Raw genomic sequence first — 19527 nt, forward strand, 5'->3', positions numbered from 1 at the left:
GCCGTAGTCGTGTCCGTCAGAGGTCCGAGACCCCCGGCTGAGCGGCGCGGACCCGCAGGTCACGCGCGAGGTGGTCACGCTGCTCGATGACGATTCGGCGAAGCGAACCGGGGGCATCCGGGTTCGTCTCGAGCCACGAGTCGACCGCCGACGTGTCCGGCGTGGCCGGGAAGAGCCCGCGCACGAGGCGAGCAGCGATCTCGATGCTCCGTGACCGCCACACCGGGAGGATCCGGTCGAAGTAGTCGCCGTCGCGGTCCGCGATGAGGCGGCGGCTCTCCCCCGCCCGCACACCGCGGATCGTCGCGTCGAGGTGATCGTTCGTGAGGGAACTGTCGTCCCACGCCGCGAGCCACCCCTCACGACGGACGGATGCCTCGGGCCGTGCCGCGAGTGCGGCGAGGCGCGCCGTCCGGCCCGACGCCGTGGCGTCGCGTTCGGCTTCGGCCTCGATCTGATCCACACCGGCAGCGCCGGAGGCGACGAGACCGAACAACCAGCCCCACCGGAGCTCGGGGTCGAACGGAAGCCCCTCAGGGGCAGATGACGCACTGGCAAGGATCGCCGTCATCTCGGATGCCCGGTCGGCGCAGAGCTCCGCCGCACCTCCGACGGCGCGTGCCCAGATCAGCTGGGCGTCCGAGCCCGGCTCTGCCTCACTCATCGCGCTCCACGCACCTTCCAGCCACGCCGCGGCCGTCGCGACCCGCTCCGCGTCGGGGACGTAGTGACGGACGGCGAACGCCGCATGGGCCAACACGTCGGCGAGCAGGGCCGGGTGAGCCTCCCGCGGCGCGTGCCGCGCGGCGATGGCGAGGTAGGCGGATGCTGCAAGCTCACCGTCGCGGGCCGCGTTCCAGAGCGCTGCCCACACGACACCCCGCGCAACCGCATCGGGCATGGTCGAGAGCCCACCGGCCACGGCCGCGAGCGAACGGTCGTCGAGACGCACCTTCGCGTACGAGCGGTCGTCGATGTTCGGGATGATGAGGGCGACGTCCGGGAGGACCGGAGCGTCGGCGACCGTACGTTCGCCGAACAGGTCGACGACCACGTCACCCCGGGCCACGAGGCGGCCGCCTTCGTCGTCCCACAGGCCGGTGCGAACGGTGTAGGGGCGCGCGACGTCCTGGACGAGGGCGAGCGGTGCGCGTTCGGCGGTGAGCGTGGGAAGTCCCGTTGTCTCCAACCAGGCTGCACTCCAGGAGCGGAGGTCGCGGCCGGACGCCTCTTCGAGAGCCGACAGGAGGTCGGCGAGCGTCGTGTTGCCGTACGCGTGCGTCGCGAAGTACCGCTGAGCACCGCGGAAGAAGGCATCTTCGCCGACGAACCCGACGAGCTGCTTGAGGACGGATGCGCCCTTCGCATAGGTGATCCCGTCGAAGTTCAGCTTCGCCGCTTCGAGATCGGGGATGTCGGCGACGATCGGATGCGTCGTCGGGAGCTGGTCCTGAACGTAGGCCCATCCCTTGCGCCGACTCGCGAACGTGACCCAGGCATCCGGGAACAGACCGGTTGCGACGTTCGCGTGAGTCCCCATGAAGTCGGCGAATGACTCCTTGAGCCACAGGTCGTCCCACCACCGCATCGTCACGAGGTCGCCGAACCACATGTGCGCCATCTCGTGGAGGATGGTGTTCGATCGCGCCTCGCGCTGCGCGACGGTAGCCGCGCCGCGGAAGACGTACGCCTCGGTGAAGGTCACCAGGCCGGGGTTCTCCATCGCTCCGATGTTGTACTCGGGGACGAAGATCTGGTCGTACTTGCCCCAGGGGTAGTCCTGATCGAACGCCGAGGTGAAGAAATCCAGACCCCGGCGGGTGATGTCGAGAATCTCCTCGGCGTCGAGGTGTTCCGCCAGCGATGCCCGGCAAAGGACACCGAGGTCGACGGTCTGACGCGCTCCGCGCCACACGCCGTCCACCCGGTGGTACGGACCGACCGCAACGGCCGTCACATAGCTCGAGAGCAGCGGTGTCTCGGCGAACGAGACTCTCACGCCGTCGTCCACCTCCGCACGGGACGTTTCTGCCCCACCGGAGAGCACGACCCCGGCGGAGGACGCCGTGACGTGGAAGGTCCAGCGCGCCTTCAGATCGGGCTGCTCGAAGCACGGGTACACGCGTCGGCTGTCCGCGGGCTCGTACTGCGTATAGAGGTAGACGGCGCCGTCGACGGGGTCGGTGAAGCGGTGCAAGCCCTCACCCGAGCGGCTGTAGCAGCCACGAGCACGGATGCGCACGGTGTTCTGCGCGCCGAGCCCGGTGAGTCGGACTCGTGCGCCGTCCCAGTCCACAGCGTGCGGCTCGCCGTTGATCTCGACCTCGTCGACCGCGGCGCCGAGGAAGTCGACCCAGGTCTCCTCGACGCTCGATGCGAAGCGGAGGGTGCTCTGCGTCGTGAAGTCCTCACGGGAAGGATCGGATGCCGATCGTACGTCGAGGTCGACCTCGATCGTGTCGAGATCGATGGCGGACGCACGGACCGCGGCATCCTCTCGACTCAGGTTCTCGTCGCCGGAATGCTGCGGTGTCTCCATCCCTCCATGCTGTCACGCGGACAGCGAGAGGGCGGGCGGAGGCGGCTCAGTTGGAGCCGGCGTCGGACGGACCACGGAGCTCGATCTCGTGCGAAGCCCAGCCGTCGTCGTCACTGGGCTGGCGCGCGACGGGAACCCGCGTACCGAGCACCTGCGAAACGACGTCCTGGGCGATCTTCGGCGCAGTCAAGCCGGCGTCGGCGAGAATCTGCTCCCGCGTCGCGTGATCGATGAACTCGTCCGGCAGGCCCAGCTCGTCCACCGCCGTGGAGACACCCGCCTCGCGGAGGACCTGGCGCACGCGCGTACCGACGCCGCCGACACGGATCCCGTCTTCGATCGTGATCACGAGGCGATGGGATGCCGAGAGCTCGACGATCGCGGGCTGGATAGGCACCGCCCACCGGGGGTCCACGACGGTCGCGCCGATCCCCTGTGCCCGCAGCCTCTCGGCGACGTCGACCGCGAGATGGGCCATCGGGCCGATGCCCACGATCAAGACGTCCTCGGAACCGCTGCGATAGAGCACGTCGGTCCCGTCGCTGAGACGCTCGAGTGCGTCCAGCGCCGCAGGGACGGAACCTTTCGGGAAGCGCACGACGGTCGGGGCGTCCTCGACGGTCACCGCCTCATCGAAGAGCTCGCGGAGCCGCTCGCCGTCACGCGGCGCCGCGATGCGGATACCGGGGACGAGCTGCAGCATCGCGAGGTCCCAGATGCCGTGGTGGCTCGGACCGTCTGGCCCCGTCACTCCGGAGCGGTCGAGCACGAAGGTCACGCCCGCCTTGTGCAAGGCGACGTCCATCATGACCTGGTCGAACGCGCGGTTCATGAACGTCGCGTAGATCGCCACGACGGGATGGATGCCACCGAAAGCCAGACCGGCTGCCGAGGCGACGGCGTGTTGCTCGGCGATGCCGACGTCGTACACGCGGTCGGGGAATCGCTGGGCGAACGCCTGCAGACCCGTGGGGCGGAGCATCGCAGCGGTCATGGCGATGATGTCCTCTCGGCGATCGCCGGCGGCCACGAGCGCCTCCGAGAAGACATCCGTCCACGCCACGGCATCGGACGAACCGATCGGCTCCCCCGTGACGGGGTCGATCTTGCCGACCGCGTGGAACTGGTCCGCCTCATCGCGACGCGCGGGCTCGAACCCTCGGCCCTTGTCGGTGATGGCGTGCACGATGACCGGGGCACCGTAGGCCTTTGCCAGGCGGAGAGTCTCCTCCATGGCGTCGAGGTCGTGGCCGTCGACCGGACCGAGATACTTGATGTCGAGGTTCGAGTACAGCGCGACGTTGTTCGTGAACCGCGAGAGGAAGCCGTGCGTTCCGCCGCGAACCCCGCGATAGATCGCCCGCCCGATGGGACCGAAGAGCCGCGAGACGTGCGCCGAACTCTGGCGCAGGGTCTTGTAGCTGTCGGCCGTGCGCACCCGGTTGAGATAGCGCGCCATGCCGCCGATTGTCGGCGCATACGAGCGACCGTTGTCGTTGACGACGATGACGAGGTTGCGGTCGTTGTCGTCGGAGATGTTGTTGAGGGCCTCCCACGTCATCCCGCCCGTGAGCGAGCCGTCGCCGACGACCGCGACGACGTGCCGATCCTTGCGCCCGGTACGCGTCAGCGCGCGTGAGACCCCGTCTGCCCAACTCAGCGAGCTCGAGGCGTGCGACGACTCGACGACGTCGTGCGAGCTCTCGGAACGCTGCGGGTATCCGGCGAGGCCGCCGCGGGAGCGCAGCTTCGAGAAGTCCTGGCGCCCGGTCAGCAGCTTGTGGACGTACGACTGGTGACCCGTGTCGAAGATGATCGGGTCGTTCGGTGAGTCGAAGACCCGGTGGAGGGCGATCGTCATCTCCACGACGCCGAGGTTCGGTCCGAGGTGCCCGCCTGTGCGGGACACGTTCTCGACGAGGAAGGTGCGGATCTCGTCGGCCAGGATGTGGAGTTCCTCGCTCGAGAATCGATCGAGGTCGCGCGGACCGGAAATTCCCTCGAGAAGACTCATGACGAGAGTCTACGTCCCCCCAAACGAGAGGACCCCGGCTCCACGCGGGAGCCGGGGTCCTCTTGACAATCGGGTCAGACCAGCGAGCGGAGCACGTACTGCAGGATGCCGCCGTTGCGGTAGTAGTCCGCCTCACCGGGGGTGTCGATGCGGACGATCGCCTCGAACGTGATCGTCTGCTTCCCCTCGGGCGAGAACTCGCTCGGCTCGGCGACGACGGTGACCGTCTTCGGGGTGACGCCCTCGTTCAGCTGCTCGAGACCCGTGATCGAGACGATCTCGGTGCCGTCGAGGCCGAGCGATGCCCAGCTCTCACCTACGGGGAACTGGAGCGGGACGACGCCCATGCCGATCAGGTTTGAGCGGTGGATGCGCTCGAAGCTCTCGGTGATGACGGCCTTGACGCCCAGCAGGCTCGTGCCCTTGGCCGCCCAGTCGCGCGACGAACCGGAGCCGTACTCCTTGCCGCCGAACACGACGAGCGGGGTGCCCTGCGCCTGGTAGTTCTGGCTCGCGTCGTAGATGTACGACTGCGGGCCGCCGGGCTGGGTGAAGTCACGGGTGAACCCGCCCTCGACAACTTTGCCGTCGTTGACCGCGGCCACGAGCTCGTTCTTGAGTCGGATGTTCGCGAACGTGCCGCGGATCATCACCTCGTGGTTGCCGCGACGGGAGCCGTAGGAGTTGAAGTCCTTCTGCGCGACGCCGTGCTCCGTGAGGTACTGCGCGGCGGGGGTTCCGGCCTTGATGTTTCCGGCCGGGCTGATGTGGTCGGTCGTGACCGAGTCACCCAGGGTTGCCATGACCCGCGCACCGGAGATGTCGGTGACAGGCGCCGGCGAGCTCTGCATGCCGTCGAAGTACGGAGCCTTCCGGACGTAGGTCGAGTTCTCGTCCCACTCGAAGATCGGTCCCGTGGGGGTGGGCAGGTTCTGCCAGCGCTCGTCGCCGTCGAAGACGGTCGAGTACTGCTTGATGAACTGCTCACGCGAGATGGAGTAGTCGATGACCTCCTGGACCTCGTCGGGCGAGGGCCAGATGTCCTTGAGGAACACGTCGTTGCCGTCCGCGTCCTTGCCGAGCGCGTCCGTCTCGAAGTCGAAGTTCATCGACCCGGCGAGAGCGTAGGCGACGACGAGCGGCGGCGACGCGAGGTAGTTCATCTTCACGTCGGGGCTGATGCGGCCCTCGAAGTTGCGGTTGCCCGATAGGACGGCCGTGACGGCGAGGTCGTTCTCGTTGATCGCTGCCGACACCTCGTCGATGAGCGGCCCCGAGTTGCCGATGCAGATCGTGCAGCCGTAGCCGACCGTGTAGAAGTCGAGGCCCTCGAGCGCCTTGTCGAGGCCGGACTTCTCGTAGTAGTCGGTGACGACCTTCGACCCCGGGCCGAGCGTCGTCTTGACCCACGGCTTGCGCTTCAGGCCCTTGTCGACGGCCTTCTTGGCGAGCAGGCCCGCCGCGATCATGACCGACGGGTTCGACGTGTTCGTGCACGAGGTGATCGCCGCAAGAGTGACCGCACCGTGGTCGAGGAGATACGACTGTCCGTCGGGCGTTGTGACCTTGACCGGCTTGGATGCCGCGTGACGCCCACCGCTCGAGATCATCGAGGGAGCGTGCTCGTGATCGTGCTGGTGCGAGACGCCCTCGGCCGAGACCGTCTCGTGCTCGACGCCCGGGGCGGAGCCCGGGTCGGAAGCGGGGAACGTGCCCTCGATCTCGACGGAGTCTTCAGCCGTGGCATCCGCGTAGTTGAGGATGTCCTTCTCGAACTGGTTCTTCGCCTCGGAGAGGAGGATGCGGTCCTGCGGACGCTTCGGACCGGCGATCGAGGGGACGACCGTCGAGAGGTCGAGCTCCATGAACTCGCTGAAGCTGAGCTCGCGCGACGCGTCGTGCCACAGCGACTGGGCCTTGGCGTACGCCTCGACGAGGGCGACGGTCTGCTCGTCGCGGCCCGTGAGACGCAGGTAGTCGAGCGTCACGTCGTCGACGGGGAACATCGCCGCGGTCGACCCGAACTCGGGGCTCATGTTGCCGATCGTGGCACGGTTGGCCAGCGGGACCTGGGCGACGCCTTCGCCGTAGAACTCGACGAACTTGCCGACGACACCGTGCTTGCGGAGCATGTCGGTGATCGTGAGGACGACGTCGGTCGCCGTCACACCGGCGGGGATCTCGCCGGTCAGCTTGAAGCCCACGACCCGGGGGATCAGCATGGAGACCGGCTGACCGAGCATCGCAGCCTCAGCCTCGATGCCGCCGACGCCCCAGCCGAGGACGCCGAGACCGTTGACCATCGTGGTGTGCGAGTCGGTGCCGACGCAGGTGTCGGGGTAGGCGCGCAGGACACCGTCGACCGTGCGGTCGTAGATGACCTTGGCGAGGTGCTCGATGTTCACCTGGTGGACGATGCCGGTACCCGGGGGGACGACCTTGAAGTCGTCGAAGGCGGTCTGGCCCCAGCGGAGGAATTGGTACCGCTCGCCGTTGCGCTCGTACTCGATCTCGACGTTGCGCTCGAGCGCGTTCTCGGAGCCGAAGAGGTCGGCGATGACGGAGTGGTCGATGACCATCTCCGCCGGCGAGAGCGGGTTGATCTTGTTCGGGTCGCCACCGAGAGCGGTGACCGCCTCACGCATCGTGGCGAGGTCGACGATGCACGGGACGCCGGTGAAGTCCTGCATCACGACGCGTGCGGGCGTGAACTGGATCTCGGTGTTCGGCTCGGCATCGGGCTGCCAGTTCCCGAGGGCCTCGATCTGCTCCTTCGTCACGTTCGCACCGTCTTCGGTGCGAAGGAGGTTCTCGAGAAGGATCTTCAGGCTGTACGGAAGCTTCTCGTAACCGGGAACGGTGTCGATGCGGAAGATCTCGTAGTCGGTGTCGCCGACTGTGAGTGTGCTCTTGGCACCGAAGCTGTCAACTGTGGACACGTGTGCTCTCCTTCGTCGGCGGGCGCGGCATAAGCCGGCCCTCCCATCTTCGCCCCGCGAGGTCCCGGCGGCTAGTGAGGCGCGCCTTACCCTGACGGGCGAAATTTATCTTGATATCAAGATACTCTACCGCGTCGGATGCCGCTTACTCAGGCGTCGTCGTCTTCGGGGTCGACCGTGTCGGCCGCACGGGCGACCAGGACGGGTTCCTCTTCGAGGCACAGCTCCGTCAGCGTGGTCAGGAGTTCCTGAAGGTTCGCTGCTCCGAGCAGGCGGAACCTGTCGTAGTCCCCCAGGGGGGCGATGGCTGCCAGCTGCCACGCGGCTTCCACCGGATCGTCCGACACCTCCGTATCGGGGTCCCATCGGGCCTCGTCGAGGACCGACGCGAGCGTGGCGACCCGCCGCACGACGCGCTCCGCCTCTCGCCGGAGCGAGGACAACGCCTCATCCCAGACCAGCGGCGGCAACGGCGAGACATCGGCGATCGGATGAGGATCGTCGTCACGCCACCGGTCGACGGCGATCCGTTCTCCTCCGACAGCGACGACGAAGAGGTCGGCGCTGCCCGCTTCGACCTTCACGATGCGCGCCATGGTTCCGAGCGAAGCGCGTTCGTCTCCCCCACCCGATTCGAGGCCGCGTTCGATCAGGACCACACCGAACGACGGATCATCCTCGTCGAGCAGTCGCCCCACCATCGTGAGGTAGCGCGGCTCGAAGATCCGCAGCACGAGAGGAGTGTGCGGAAAGAGCACGCTCCCGAGTGGGAACATCGGAACGGCGTCCATACCGCTCAGTCAACCAGGCGCAAGGCCCCATCGGGTCGGTCGATCAGCTCTCGCCCGGCACATCTGCACGCCGCGGGTACAGGGCTCGTACGGCGAGCCAGGTGACCGCGACGAGCGGAGCGAACAGCGGCAGTCCCATGACGAGCTTGAGGGTCCCGAGCGCCGCCGTCTGATCCGTGAGGTACAGCGGCAACTGCACGGCGAGGCGGGCGAAGAACAACGCAGACCATGCGATCGTCAGCCAGAAGAACGCGCGTCGTTTGCGGCGATCCGCTCGCCACGCCGTTCCTTCGTTCATGAGGAATCCGACGGCGACGCCGATGAGAGACCACCCCACGAGGGCGGAGATCAGCAATCCCGTGCCGTACGCGGCGTTGGTGATGAGGCCCGGGACGAAGTTGTCGACTCCTCGACCGGTGAACAGTGCGAGAGCCGCGGCGACTCCGGTCGCCACGAGTCCGCCGAAGGCCGCGGCCACGGGTGAGCGCTGTATGAGACGGATGACCGTGAAGACGGCTGCGAGGCCGACGGAGGCGACGAGCGAGAGAACGAGGTCCTGCGCGGTGACCGTGAACAGCACCACGAAGACGAGACCGGGCAGGACCGATTCGGCGATGCCCCGCCATCCGCCCATCGCGCGCCAGACCACGTGGCCGGTCGTCGCGTCTTCGGCCGGATCGAGACCGGCACGCTTCGCCGCACCGCCGAGGGCCTGTCCGATCAGATCGGATGCCTTGGGTTCCTCGGGCGTCGGGGGGACGAGGTCCGAGCGCGCCGGCTGCGATGCGCCGGGCACCGGGAGGTCTTCCGACGTGCTCATGCGCTGCCGGGAGACGCCGGCATCTTGAGCGGGATGAGATCACGCGGCGGCATGGGCGTCGTCCCACGGACCACGACGATCGAACGGAACAGATCCTCGACCTGTTCGGCGGCGGCGACATCGCTTGCTGCCGCACCGCCGATCACACCGCGGAGGAACCAGCGCGGTCCGTCGACGCCGACGAATCGAGCGAGGCGCTTGCCTGCCGCACCGTCCGCGCCGGCTACCGGAACCTCGGCGAGGAGCTCCGGCCCGAGAGGACCCTCGCGCTCTTCGACGCGACCGCCCTGCTGGCGAACCTGCTCGCGGATCTGCTCGCGCGTCTCCTCCCAGAGACCGCTCGAGCGAGGCGCGGCGAACGGCTGCACCTGCAGAGTCGAGCCGGCGTAGTCGAGACCCACGGCGACGATGCGCTTCGTCTGCTCCTCGACCTCGAGCCGGAGGTTCAGCCCCTCACGCGGAAGAACCTTCACCCCGCCGAGATCGATGTACGGGCGGACGGGGTTCGCCTCCGCCTCGTCGAAGGGGCCGTTCTCGGACCGATTGATCGGTGCTGACTTGGGTGCGAGCTCGTCGCTCATGCGGGTCGTCCTGTCGTGTAGCCGGTGGATCCGAATCCGCCGTCGCCGCGCACGCTGTCGGGGAGCGCGTCGACGGGGAGGAAAGTCGCCCGCGAGACGGGCATGACGATGATTTGGGCGATGCGGTCGCCCGGGGCGACGTCGAAGGAGTGAGAGGCATCCGTGTTCAGCAACGTCACCTTGATCTCGCCCCGGTAGCCGGCATCCACCGTCCCAGGCGAGTTCACCACGGTGATGCCGTGTTTCGCGGCCAGCCCGCTGCGGGGAACCACGAAGGCGACGTACCCGTCGGGCAGCGCGATGCGCACGCCCGTGCCCACGAGCGCGCGCTGACCTGGCTCGAGCCGAACCTGCTCCGTCGAGACCAGGTCGGCACCGGCGTCCCCGGGGTGCGCGTAGACGGGCACATGAGCCGAGATAATGGGAACGTCCACGGTATCCATCACCCCCCGAGGCTAATGCACAACACCGACCGAACCGTCCCGCCGTCGTCGTACCGCGAGCGGTTGAGCCCATCACTGTGGCTGCTGGTGAGCGCCGCAGTGTGCGCCCCCATGGCGGCCGTGGTGTTCTCCCCCATCGACACGACACTCGCACTCGTGATCGGTCTCGCCGTGGGCGTCGTCCTCGTATCCTCCCTGATCATCGCCGCCCCGGTCGTCGCGGTACGCGATGGCGTCCTGCACGTGGGACGGGCTCACATCCCCGTCGCGGAGCTCGGCGATCCCGAGATCTTCACAGGTGAGGCGGCACGGTCCGCTCGTGGGGGCGAACTCCGTGGCGATGATTGGCACCTGATCCGAGGGGGGATCGATGGTGTGGTCCGGGTTCCCGTCTCAGACGACGACGACCCCACGGCGCGGTGGGTGTTCTCGTCCCGCACACCCGATCGGGTGGCGGCGATGATCACCCGCGCGCAGCGGGGGCGCTAGGTCTCGCAGCAGTCGCTGTGGTCGGCGCGGCTTACGCGGCGCACTCGGTGCAGATGGCACCGATCGAGGTCTGGTGATCGATCTGGGTCCGGTGCTTCACGAGGAAGCACTCGACGCAGGTGAACTCGTCCTCCTGCGGAGGCAGGACGACGACGTCGAGGTCGACGTCGGAGAGGTCTGCGCCGGGAAGCTCGAACCCACTCGGGTTGTCAGAGTCCTCGACGTCGACCGAGCCGGACATCTTGTCCGGGACGCGTTCCTTGAGAGCCTCGATCGACTCGCTGTCGTCTTCGGTCTTGCGGGGGGCGTCGTAATCCGTGGCCATTCGAGAACGTCTCAACTTTCGGGTGGTGCAATGGGGGCGGCCCGTTCGGGCGGCCATAGTTTGCATCACCTGTCGGTGAATCGCAAATGGGCCGTCGGGCCGTCGCTCCCTTTCGGAGGTGCCCCACCGCAAACTCGCGGCGCGCCCCGGATATTCCCGCCGGTCGCGCTACGCCGTGACAGCATGAACGCACACGCTGGATCTGGAGGACGTCCGCATGGAACAGCTCAAAGTGATCGGCACCGAGGACGGTCGCCTCATGCTCGCGACCGACGCCGGCGACCGCTTCTCGCTCGCCGTCGATGAGGCTCTGCGCACCCACTTGCGCCGCCTGCAGCGGGATGCCGAACCCCGCACGACCCGCCCGAACCCTCGCGACATCCAGGCGCACATCCGCGCCGGAATGACCGCGGAGGACGTGGCCCAGCTTCTCGGCGTCCGCGTCGAGGACGTTCAGCGCTTCGAGGGCCCGGTTCTCGCCGAGCGCGAGCACGTCGTGGGTCAAGCCCTCGCCGTCACGGTGCTGATCGGCGGCGAACTCGATCCGGGGGCACAGCCCACCTTCGGCAATGCCGTCCGCGCCAAGCTCACCGAGGCGGGCGCCACCGGTGAGCGCTGGACGAGCTGGAAGGACCAGAACGGCTGGACCGTCAAACTCGAGTTCGCCGTCGGTGACGTCGAGCACGACGCACGGTGGTCGTTCGACCCGCGCCGCTCGTCGCTCGCTCCGCAGAACTCCGACGCCACCCAGCTCTCGCGCCAGGGCTCGCTCCCCGAGGGGCTCATCCCACGCCTGCGAGCACTCGACTCCTCGCCGCAGAAGGACGCGACGCGCTTCGACAGCGGCACGTTCGGTCCCCGCTTGGTCACGGAGCCCGAGGCCGACCTCGAATCGCCCGAGCCCCGCGCGTCGTCTTCGGACGCCGTGCAGAAGGCCGCGATCAAGCGCGCGCCCGATGCCCCGGTGACCTCTGCCGAGACCGCTGACCTTCTCGAGGCTCTGCGGCGTCGACGCGGTCAGCGTGAGCCCATGCCCGGCGAGCAGACGGACGAGCGCACCTCGACCCCGGTCGCCCTCTTCGACGCCCTGGAAGCGGACGAAGAACCCGCTGCGTCGGACGCGGAGACCGCAGAGCCCGAGAAGGGCTCGGACCCTGCCCCGGACCAGGGACGCCGACGCGGTCGCACCTCGATGCCGTCCTGGGACGAGATCGTCTTCGGTGCGCGCACCGAAGACGGCTGACACTCAGCCGAACGCTCCGAGCCGCACCAGGGGCACGACGCGCTCCTGATCGGTGAGCGAGCCATGCTGGCCGATCATGTTCTGCGGCTTCTTGTCGGGTTCTCTGTCGTCGTAGTAGGCGACCGTGGTCCGTGCGGCGACGAGGACGTCACCGATGCGCAGGAGCACGTCCGAGTCGGGCGACGGCCCGAACAGACCGGCGCTCACCGCCTCGTCTCGTGACATCACCCACGCACGGGAGGACTCGGCATCCTGCCATCGGCGAAGAACGTCGTCGGCACGTCCGTCCTCCGCGTAGAGGTGCAGCATGCGCGGCTCTCCTCCGACGATCCGGACACCCTCGACGAGGTCGTCCCCGCCCTGCAGCAGGATGTGGCGGTGCCGCGGGACGTCGACGATGCCGTGATCCGCAGTGACGATCGCGCCGGCGTGGGAGCCGATCGCGGCGTCCAAGCTCCGTGCTGCTCCGTCGACGAGCTCCAATCCCGCCGCCCACTCGTCACTCTCCCAGCCGCGGGCGTGAGCGATCGTGTCCAGTTCGGGCACGTAGGCGTAGACGAGTGCACCAGGATGCCGCAGCGCAAGGTCCGCGGCACGCTCCACCCGCTCGGCGACGGTCGATGCGCCGATGAACTCCGCGCCGCGCTGGAGCGCCCGGGTGAACCCCGTCGCGGCGTACCGCGGCTGGGAGACAACGAAGCAGGGACGACCCGCAGCAGCCTCCCGCTCGAGGAGCGGAATGCTCCGCTGCCATGTGAGCGGGTCAAGGCCGTCGCTCTCCCACCCCTTCAGTTGGTTGGGAGCGACGTCGGTTCCCGGCACCCGCACCCGATAACCCACGAGACCGTGTTGCCCCGGCATCTCACCCGTGAGGAGACTCGCGAGGGCGACCGCTGTCGTGGAGGGGAAGACGGTGCGCGCGGCATCCTTCTTCGTCATCCGCCCCGTGAGGAAGCGGGCGTAACCGGACCGTGCCGTCAGGTTCGCCCGACCCAGCCCGTCGACGAGGAGAACGACCGCGGAACGGGCGCCCGGGAACCAGTCTCCCCGACCCTCCAGCGACGCCAAGATCTGCGGTACGACATCGGTGAGGCTCCGGGCCGACGGCGGGTCCACGGGTAGGCTGAGAGTCATCCGGGTCAGTCTTCCACACGGTGCTCCGCCGCCGATCTGGCCCCTCGCAGCATCACCGCAGCATCACCCGAAGACCGATCGAGGCCATGGCATCGCGCACTCCCCCTCCCCCGCCCGCCGTTGAACGCATCGAGGACGTCGACCTCGCCGATGAGATGCAGGGCTCGTTCCTGGAGTACGCGTACTCGGTCATCTACTCCCGTGCGCTCCCCGATGCTCGCGATGGCCTGAAGCCGGTCCAGCGCCGCATCCTGTTCCAGATGTCGGAAATGGGGCTCCGCCCCGACCGCGGTCACGTCAAGAGCGCGCGCGTCGTCGGCGACGTGATGGGAAAGCTGCACCCCCACGGCGACTCTGCGATCTACGACGCTCTCGTCCGCCTTGCGCAGGAGTTCGCGCTCCGCGTGCCGCTCGTCGACGGTCACGGAAACTTCGGTTCGCTCGACGACGGGCCCGCCGCGGCTCGATACACCGAGGCTCGACTCGCGGCATCCGCTCTGGCTCTCACGGAGAACCTCGACGAGGACGTCGTCGACTTCATCCCGAACTACGACGGCCAGTTCCAGCAGCCCGAAGTGCTCTCGGCGGCCTTCCCCAACCTGCTCGTCAACGGCGCGACGGGCATCGCCGTCGGTATGGCGACCAACATGGCGCCGCACAATCTCATCGAGGTCGTATCCGCCGCCATTCACCTGCTGGAGAACCCGGGGGCGACCCTCGAGGAGCTCATGGAGTTCGTCCCGGGGCCGGACCTCCCCGGCGGCGGCGTGATCGTCGGACTCGATGGCATCAAAGAGGCCTACGAGACCGGGCGCGGGTCATTCCGTACCCGCGCGAAAACCTCCATCGAATCCCTCGGGCCGCGCCGAACGGGCATCGTCGTCACGGAGCTCCCGTACATGGTGGGTCCCGAACGCGTCATGGAGAAGATCCGCGACGCCGTCTCGGCGAAGAAGCTGACCGGCATCTCGGACCTCACCGACCTGACCGATCGCAACCATGGGCTTCGGCTCGTGATCGGCATCAAGACCGGCTTCGACCCGAACGCCGTGCTCGAGCAGCTCTATCGGCTGACTCCCCTCGAGGACTCGTTCGGCATCAACAACGTCGCCCTCGTGGGCGGCCAGCCTCAGACGCTGGGCCTCAAGGAGCTGCTGCGGGTCTACCTCGACCACCGCGTTCAGGTCGTCACGCGTCGCAGCCGGTACCGCCTCGCGCGAAAGCAGGAGCGCCTGCACCTCGTCGAGGGTCTGCTCATCGCGATCCTCGACATCGACGAGGTCATCCAGGTCATCCGCACCTCGGACGACGGCGAGCAGGCGCGCGCCCGACTGATGGACGTGTTCGACCTCTCCCAACCGCAAGCCGAGTACATCCTCGAGCTTCGCCTCCGGCGCCTGACGAAGTTCTCCCGCGTCGAGCTCGAGAGCGAACGCGACACCCTGAAGGCCGACATCGCGTCGCTCGAGGAGCTCCTCGGCAGCGCTGTCCTTCTCCGTCGTCAAGTGGCGACCGAGCTGGATGCTGCCGCAGAAGCGTTCGGCACACCACGGCGCACTCTGCTCATGAACGGCGGGCCCGTCGCTCCCCGGGGTCGCGCTGCCGCTCCTGCGGATCTTCAGATCGCCGACGCCCCCTGCCGCGTCTACCTGTCGGCGACCGGACGGATGGTCCGCGCGGAGCTCATCGCCGACGCTCCTGGAGGCGGAGTCGTTCCCCCGGCACGCCGATCGAAGCACGACGCCATCCGCTCCTGGGTGAACGGCACCACTCGCGGCGACCTCGGCGCGGTGACCACCCTCGGCCGCCTCGTCCGCTTCACGCCCGTCGACCTGCCCTCCGTGCCGGCGAACTCCGTGCAACTCGCCGCCGGTACCCGCGCAGACCAGTACCTGGGGCTCGGCGTCAACGAGCACGTCGTCGCGATCGTCCCCCTCAGCGCAGACGCGCCGATCGCCCTCGGCACCACGCAGGGTGTCGTGAAGCGCGTGGCCGCGACCGAGCTGCCGCCGGGCAAGCCCGACGTCGAGGTCATCTCCCTGAAGCCGGGCGACGCGGTGGTGGGCGCTGCCCTCGCTGCTGACGGCGCGGAGCTCGTCTTCGTGACGAGCGACGCGCAGCTGCTTCGCTTCGACGCGTCCGCCGTTCGGCCGCAGGGCCGCTCCGCGGGCGGAATGGCCGGTATCCGACTCTCGGACGACGCGCGAGTCATCGCGTTCACCGCTCTCACGGCGACCGACGGCACGGTCGTGGCGACGATCGCCGGATCGACGGCAGCCCTCCCCGGAACGGATGCCGGATCAGGCAAGGTCTCACTGTTCACCGAGTTCCCCGCGAAGGGCCGGGCGACCGGTGGCGTGCGCGCGCAGCGTTTCCTCCGCGGCGAGGACGCGCTGGCATTGGCTTGGGTGGGCGATGAGCCTCGCGCCGTCGGCTCGGACGGCGCCGTGCGCCAGCTCCCTGAAGCGGGGGCCAAGCGGGATGCATCCGGACAGCCCCTCGATGCGGTGATCGGCGCCATCGGCACCGTGGTGGCCTGAGGCGGCGGACGTGGCTCGGCGCGGCATTCACGTGGAGATCGACATCGCCGCGTCGATGGAGCGGGTGTGGTCCCTGACGCAGAATCCCGCCTCTCACCCGCGCTGGGATCTTCGCTTCTCGGCGATCACACCGGCAGAGCCGGCCCCCGATGCCGTCCAACGCTTCACGTACGAACGCTCCGTTCTCTTCCACACCGTCGAAGGAACAGGCGTCAGCCTCGGGGAGCTGATCAGACCCGACGGTACCCGGACTTCCGCGCTCCGTTTCTCGACGACCGACCGGCTGTCGCCCCTGCGAAGCGGTCGCGGCTACTGGCGCTACACGCCGCTGCCGAACGGCGGCATCCGTTTCGTCACCGGGTACGACTACGACCCCGGCTGGGGACCGATCGACGTCATCGTCCGCCCGATGATCGGATGGGCGACTGCGTGGAGTTTCGACCGTCTGCGCATCTGGGCCGAGACCGGGATTCCGCCGGAGAGGTGGCCACTGAGTTCCGTCTTGGCGTGCTGGCGCACAGACCGGCCACGAGCCGCCCGGTGCAGACGACGGCCCCCGACACGGCACGCCCTCGACAGCGCACCCGCGACCCTCGCATCCCTGGAGGAACCCTCGTGACCTCGCTCTTCCGCGCTGCCATGGGCGCCGACTTCGACAAGCTGCACCCTCAACTGCAACGCCGATTCGACGTCGGTCTCGACACCGGCACCGCGTGCGTCGGCCGCGGGACCATGTCCGAGATCCGACGCGGCCCCTGGTGGACCGTTCCGTTCCTGCAGATCGGACGGCTCCGGAACATCCTCATCCCCGACGTCGGCACTGATGTGCCTTTCACGATCGCCAACTATCCCTACCGTGATCCGCACGGCCGTGAAACGGTCACCTTCGTCCGGGAGTACCGGATGGGCGGTCGACAGCGTCGCTTCGACGCGACCATGGTCGCCGGCCGCGGAGGAATCGTCGACTACCTCGGGACGCACCAGCATCTCGCCGTCGACCTGGACGTGCGCGCCGAATCAGACGGTTCGCTGGTCCTGCGCAGCGGTGCGCAACGGTTCCACGAAGGACCCCTCTCGTTCCGCTTCCCGATGATCTTCAGCGGGTCCGCCACCCTCCGCGAACGGTACGACGAATCGGACGGCCGATTCCACGTCGACTTGCGCGTGGAGAACACCCGACTCGGCTTCCTCTTCGGATATCGCGGCAGCTTCACGTGCGAATGGATCCCGGCATCCGACTCCCCAGAGAGCTACAAGCCCCGCCGACACGAGAGACGACTCTGAGTCAGGACTCGAGCTTCGCCTTGACGTAGGCGACGATCGCGTTCGCGTGATGTCGAGCCAATGCTGCATCGGTTGCCCGTAGGTCTTCTCGATGCTCGGGAAGTACGACGCGGGACCGCGGTGCTTCTCCCCGGCGGCGATGACAGGGGCGACGACGCGGTGCGGGCTCATGTCCGCAGGCTACCGCGCGGTCGCATCACGCGTCGATGCGCTCGCGGTCGAGGCGCTCGCTGGACGTGACGATGAAGTCGCGACGCGGGGCGACCTCGGAGCCCATCAAGAGCTCGAAGACCGACGACGCGGCTTCGGCGTGCTGCACCCGAACTCGGCGAAGCGTGCGGCCCGCGCGGTCCATCGTCGTCGTGGCGAGCTGGTCGGCATCCATCTCACCGAGACCCTTGTAGCGCTGCACCGGTTCTTGCCACCGCTTGCCGGACTTGGTGAGCTTCGCGAGGAGCGTGTGCAGCTCCTGCTCGCTGTAGGTGTAGACGGTCTCGTTCGGCTTCGTGCCCGGATTCATGACGACGACACGGTGAAGGGGCGGAACCGCCGCATACACCCGACCTGCCTCGATGAGCGGGCGCATGTACCGGAAGAAGAGGGTCAGCAACAGCGTACGGATATGGGCGCCGTCGACATCGGCGTCGCTCATGAGGATGATCTTCCCGTAGCGGGCCGACTCGAGGTCGAACGACCGACCCGAGCCGGCGCCGATCACCTGGATGATCGCCGCGCACTCGGCGTTCGACAGCATGTCGCTGACCGAGGCCTTCTGCACGTTCAGGATCTTGCCGCGGATCGGCAGCAGCGCCTGGTACTCGCTGTTGCGGGCGAGCTTCGCCGTGCCGAGTGCTGAATCACCCTCGACGATGAACAGTTCCGACTGCTCGACGTCGTTCGTGCGGCAATCCGCGAGCTTGGTCGGCAGCGACGACGACTCGAGGGCGTTCTTCCGGCGCTGGGTCTCCTTGTGCGTGCGCGCAGAGATGCGCGCCTTCATCTCCGAGACGACCTTCTCGAGCACGAGCGCCGTCTGCGCCTTGTCGTCCCGCTTCGAGGACGCGAACTTCGCGGCCAACTCCTTCGAGACCACGGATGCCACGATGTTGCGGACCGCGGGCGTTCCCAGGATCTCCTTGGTCTGCCCCTCGAACTGCGGCTCGGGAAGACGCACGGTGAGCACCGTCGAAAGCCCCGCGAGAATGTCGTCTTTCTCGATTTTCTCGTTCGCGCCGACCTTCAGCTTGCGGGCGTTCGTCTCGATCTGTCCGCGGATCGTCTTCATGAGGCCCTGCTCGAAGCCCTGCTGGTGCGTACCGCCCTTGGGCGTCGAGATGATGTTGACGAACGAGCGAGCGACGGTCTCGTAGCCGGTCCCCCAGCGCAGCGCGATGTCGACCTCGCACTCGCGCTCCACCTCGGTGGGGACCATCGCGCCGGTCGGCTGGAGGACCGGCACCGTTTCGGTGAAGGTTCCCGTCCCCGTCAGACGCCAGGTGTCCGTGATCGGCGCGTCGGGCGCGAGGAAGTCGGCGAACTCGGAGATGCCACCGTCGAACCGGTAGCTCGTCTCGATCGGCTCTTCGCCGCGCTGATCGACGATCACGATCTCGAGTCCCGGCACGAGGAACGCGGTCTGTCGAGCGCGCTGCTCGAGCTCACCGAGGTCGAAGGCGGCGTCCTTCGTGAAGATCTGCCGGTCCGCCCAGTAGCGGATGCGGCTTCCCGTCACTCCTCGGGGGGCTTTGCCGACGACCGTGAGTTCGCTGGACTTCTCGAACGGCCGGAACTGGGACGACGGGCCGTCTCCGTCGAACGTTCCCGGCTCGCCGCGGTGGAACGACATCGCATAGGTCTTGCCGCCGCGGTCGACCTCGACATCCAACCGCTCGGACAGCGCGTTGACGACGGACGCACCGACACCGTGAAGACCGCCGGATGCCGCATAGGAGCCGCCGCCGAACTTTCCACCGGCGTGCAGTTTCGTGAAGACGACCTCGACGCCCGAGAGCCCGGTGCGAGGTTCGATGTCGACCGGGATGCCGCGAGCACGATCGCGGACTTCGACGCTCCCGTCGGCGTGCAGCACGACGTCGATACGGTCTCCGTATCCGCCGAGCGCCTCGTCGACCGAGTTGTCGATGATCTCCCAGAGGCAGTGCATGAGGCCGCGGGAGTCGGTCGAGCCGATGTACATGCCGGGCCGTTTGCGAACGGCTTCGAGCCCTTCCAGGACCTGGAGATGATGGGCGGAATACTCGGCTGTCACGATCTCCCATCGTATTCGGCCCCGCCGTCACCGGACCGACCGACACACTCGCCGGGGCCAGGTCCGCGCTCGGGCAGGCGCATACCGTACGCGCACAGCGAAATGTCACGCAATGG

15 protein-coding genes are annotated in these 19527 nt (G+C 67.9%); 5 read left to right on the forward strand and 10 right to left on the reverse strand.

The features are described from left to right. Positions 1-16: 16 nt before the first annotated feature. From pepN to dut, 7 genes are all read right to left on the reverse strand, one after another. Complete coding sequence (gene pepN / locus MO1_RS03975) at positions 17-2539, reverse strand: aminopeptidase N (RefSeq protein ID WP_060915261.1); 2523 nt, start codon at positions 2537-2539, stop codon at positions 17-19. Positions 2540-2585: 46 nt separating this feature from the next. Continuing rightward, positions 2586-4553 carry a 1-deoxy-D-xylulose-5-phosphate synthase gene (dxs, locus tag MO1_RS03980; RefSeq protein WP_060915262.1) on the reverse strand — a complete coding sequence of 656 codons (1968 nt, stop codon included), beginning with the start codon at positions 4551-4553 and terminating at the stop codon, positions 2586-2588. A gap of 74 nt (positions 4554-4627) precedes the next feature. After that, complete coding sequence (locus MO1_RS03985; protein WP_036308880.1) at positions 4628-7492, reverse strand: aconitate hydratase; 2865 nt, start codon at positions 7490-7492, stop codon at positions 4628-4630. 149 nt (positions 7493-7641) lie between these two features. Continuing rightward, a complete protein-coding gene (locus MO1_RS03990) occupies positions 7642-8283 on the reverse strand; it encodes an LON peptidase substrate-binding domain-containing protein (protein WP_060915263.1) in 642 nt (213 codons plus the stop codon). 43 nt (positions 8284-8326) lie between these two features. Continuing rightward, entirely contained in the window at positions 8327-9103 is a 777-nt protein-coding gene (locus MO1_RS03995; protein ID WP_052009367.1) for a DUF3159 domain-containing protein, read from the reverse strand. Further along, on the reverse strand, positions 9100-9684 hold the full coding sequence (locus MO1_RS04000; RefSeq protein ID WP_036308876.1) for a DUF3710 domain-containing protein: 585 nt from the start codon (positions 9682-9684) through the stop codon (positions 9100-9102). The genes MO1_RS03995 and MO1_RS04000 overlap by 4 nt, the downstream gene beginning before the upstream one ends. After that, positions 9681-10130 carry a dUTP diphosphatase gene (gene dut / locus MO1_RS04005; protein WP_036308875.1) on the reverse strand — a complete coding sequence of 150 codons (450 nt, stop codon included), beginning with the start codon at positions 10128-10130 and terminating at the stop codon, positions 9681-9683. The genes MO1_RS04000 and dut overlap by 4 nt, the downstream gene beginning before the upstream one ends. A 12-nt stretch (positions 10131-10142) precedes the next feature. Here dut and MO1_RS04010 point away from each other — a divergent pair, with 12 nt between their 5' ends. Beyond that, positions 10143-10616, forward strand: a complete 474-nt coding sequence (locus tag MO1_RS04010; RefSeq protein WP_036308874.1) for a DUF3093 domain-containing protein — start codon at positions 10143-10145, stop codon at positions 10614-10616. 31 nt (positions 10617-10647) lie between these two features. Here the strand turns inward: MO1_RS04010 and MO1_RS04015 are convergent, their stop codons facing one another. Next, on the reverse strand, positions 10648-10941 hold the full coding sequence (locus MO1_RS04015; protein ID WP_018186686.1) for a DUF4193 domain-containing protein: 294 nt from the start codon (positions 10939-10941) through the stop codon (positions 10648-10650). Between the two features lie 217 nt (positions 10942-11158). Between MO1_RS04015 and sepH the strand changes: the two genes are divergently transcribed. Then, positions 11159-12184, forward strand: coding sequence for a septation protein SepH (gene sepH, locus MO1_RS04020; RefSeq protein WP_036308871.1), 1026 nt, complete (start codon positions 11159-11161; stop codon positions 12182-12184). Between the two features lie 3 nt (positions 12185-12187). Here sepH and MO1_RS04025 read toward each other — a convergent pair whose 3' ends face one another. Next, the gene (locus MO1_RS04025) at positions 12188-13318 is read right to left on the reverse strand and encodes an alkaline phosphatase family protein (protein ID WP_174520542.1); all 1131 of its coding nucleotides are present in this window, start codon (positions 13316-13318) and stop codon (positions 12188-12190) included. Between the two features lie 86 nt (positions 13319-13404). On the opposite strand from MO1_RS04025, the gene MO1_RS04030 reads away from it, so the two are divergent. Genes MO1_RS04030 through MO1_RS04040 form a run of 3 tightly spaced genes read left to right on the forward strand, consistent with a single transcriptional unit; the run spans position 13405 to position 17142 of the window. Further along, a complete protein-coding gene (locus tag MO1_RS04030; protein WP_060915265.1) occupies positions 13405-15858 on the forward strand; it encodes a DNA gyrase/topoisomerase IV subunit A in 2454 nt (817 codons plus the stop codon). A 10-nt stretch (positions 15859-15868) separates the two neighbouring features. After that, on the forward strand, positions 15869-16477 hold the full coding sequence (locus MO1_RS04035; RefSeq protein ID WP_244604210.1) for an SRPBCC family protein: 609 nt from the start codon (positions 15869-15871) through the stop codon (positions 16475-16477). Continuing rightward, positions 16474-17142, forward strand: coding sequence for a DUF4166 domain-containing protein (locus MO1_RS04040; protein WP_036308867.1), 669 nt, complete (start codon positions 16474-16476; stop codon positions 17140-17142). The genes MO1_RS04035 and MO1_RS04040 overlap by 4 nt, the downstream gene beginning before the upstream one ends. A 196-nt stretch (positions 17143-17338) precedes the next feature. On the opposite strand, the gene MO1_RS04045 is transcribed toward MO1_RS04040, so the two are convergent. After that, the gene (locus MO1_RS04045) at positions 17339-19411 is read right to left on the reverse strand and encodes a DNA gyrase/topoisomerase IV subunit B (protein WP_060915266.1); all 2073 of its coding nucleotides are present in this window, start codon (positions 19409-19411) and stop codon (positions 17339-17341) included. Between the last annotated feature and the right edge of the window lie 116 nt (positions 19412-19527).

The sequence above is a fragment of the Microbacterium oleivorans NBRC 103075 genome (genome assembly GCF_001552475.1).
GTDB classification, from domain to species: Bacteria; Actinomycetota; Actinomycetes; order Actinomycetales; family Microbacteriaceae; genus Microbacterium; species Microbacterium oleivorans.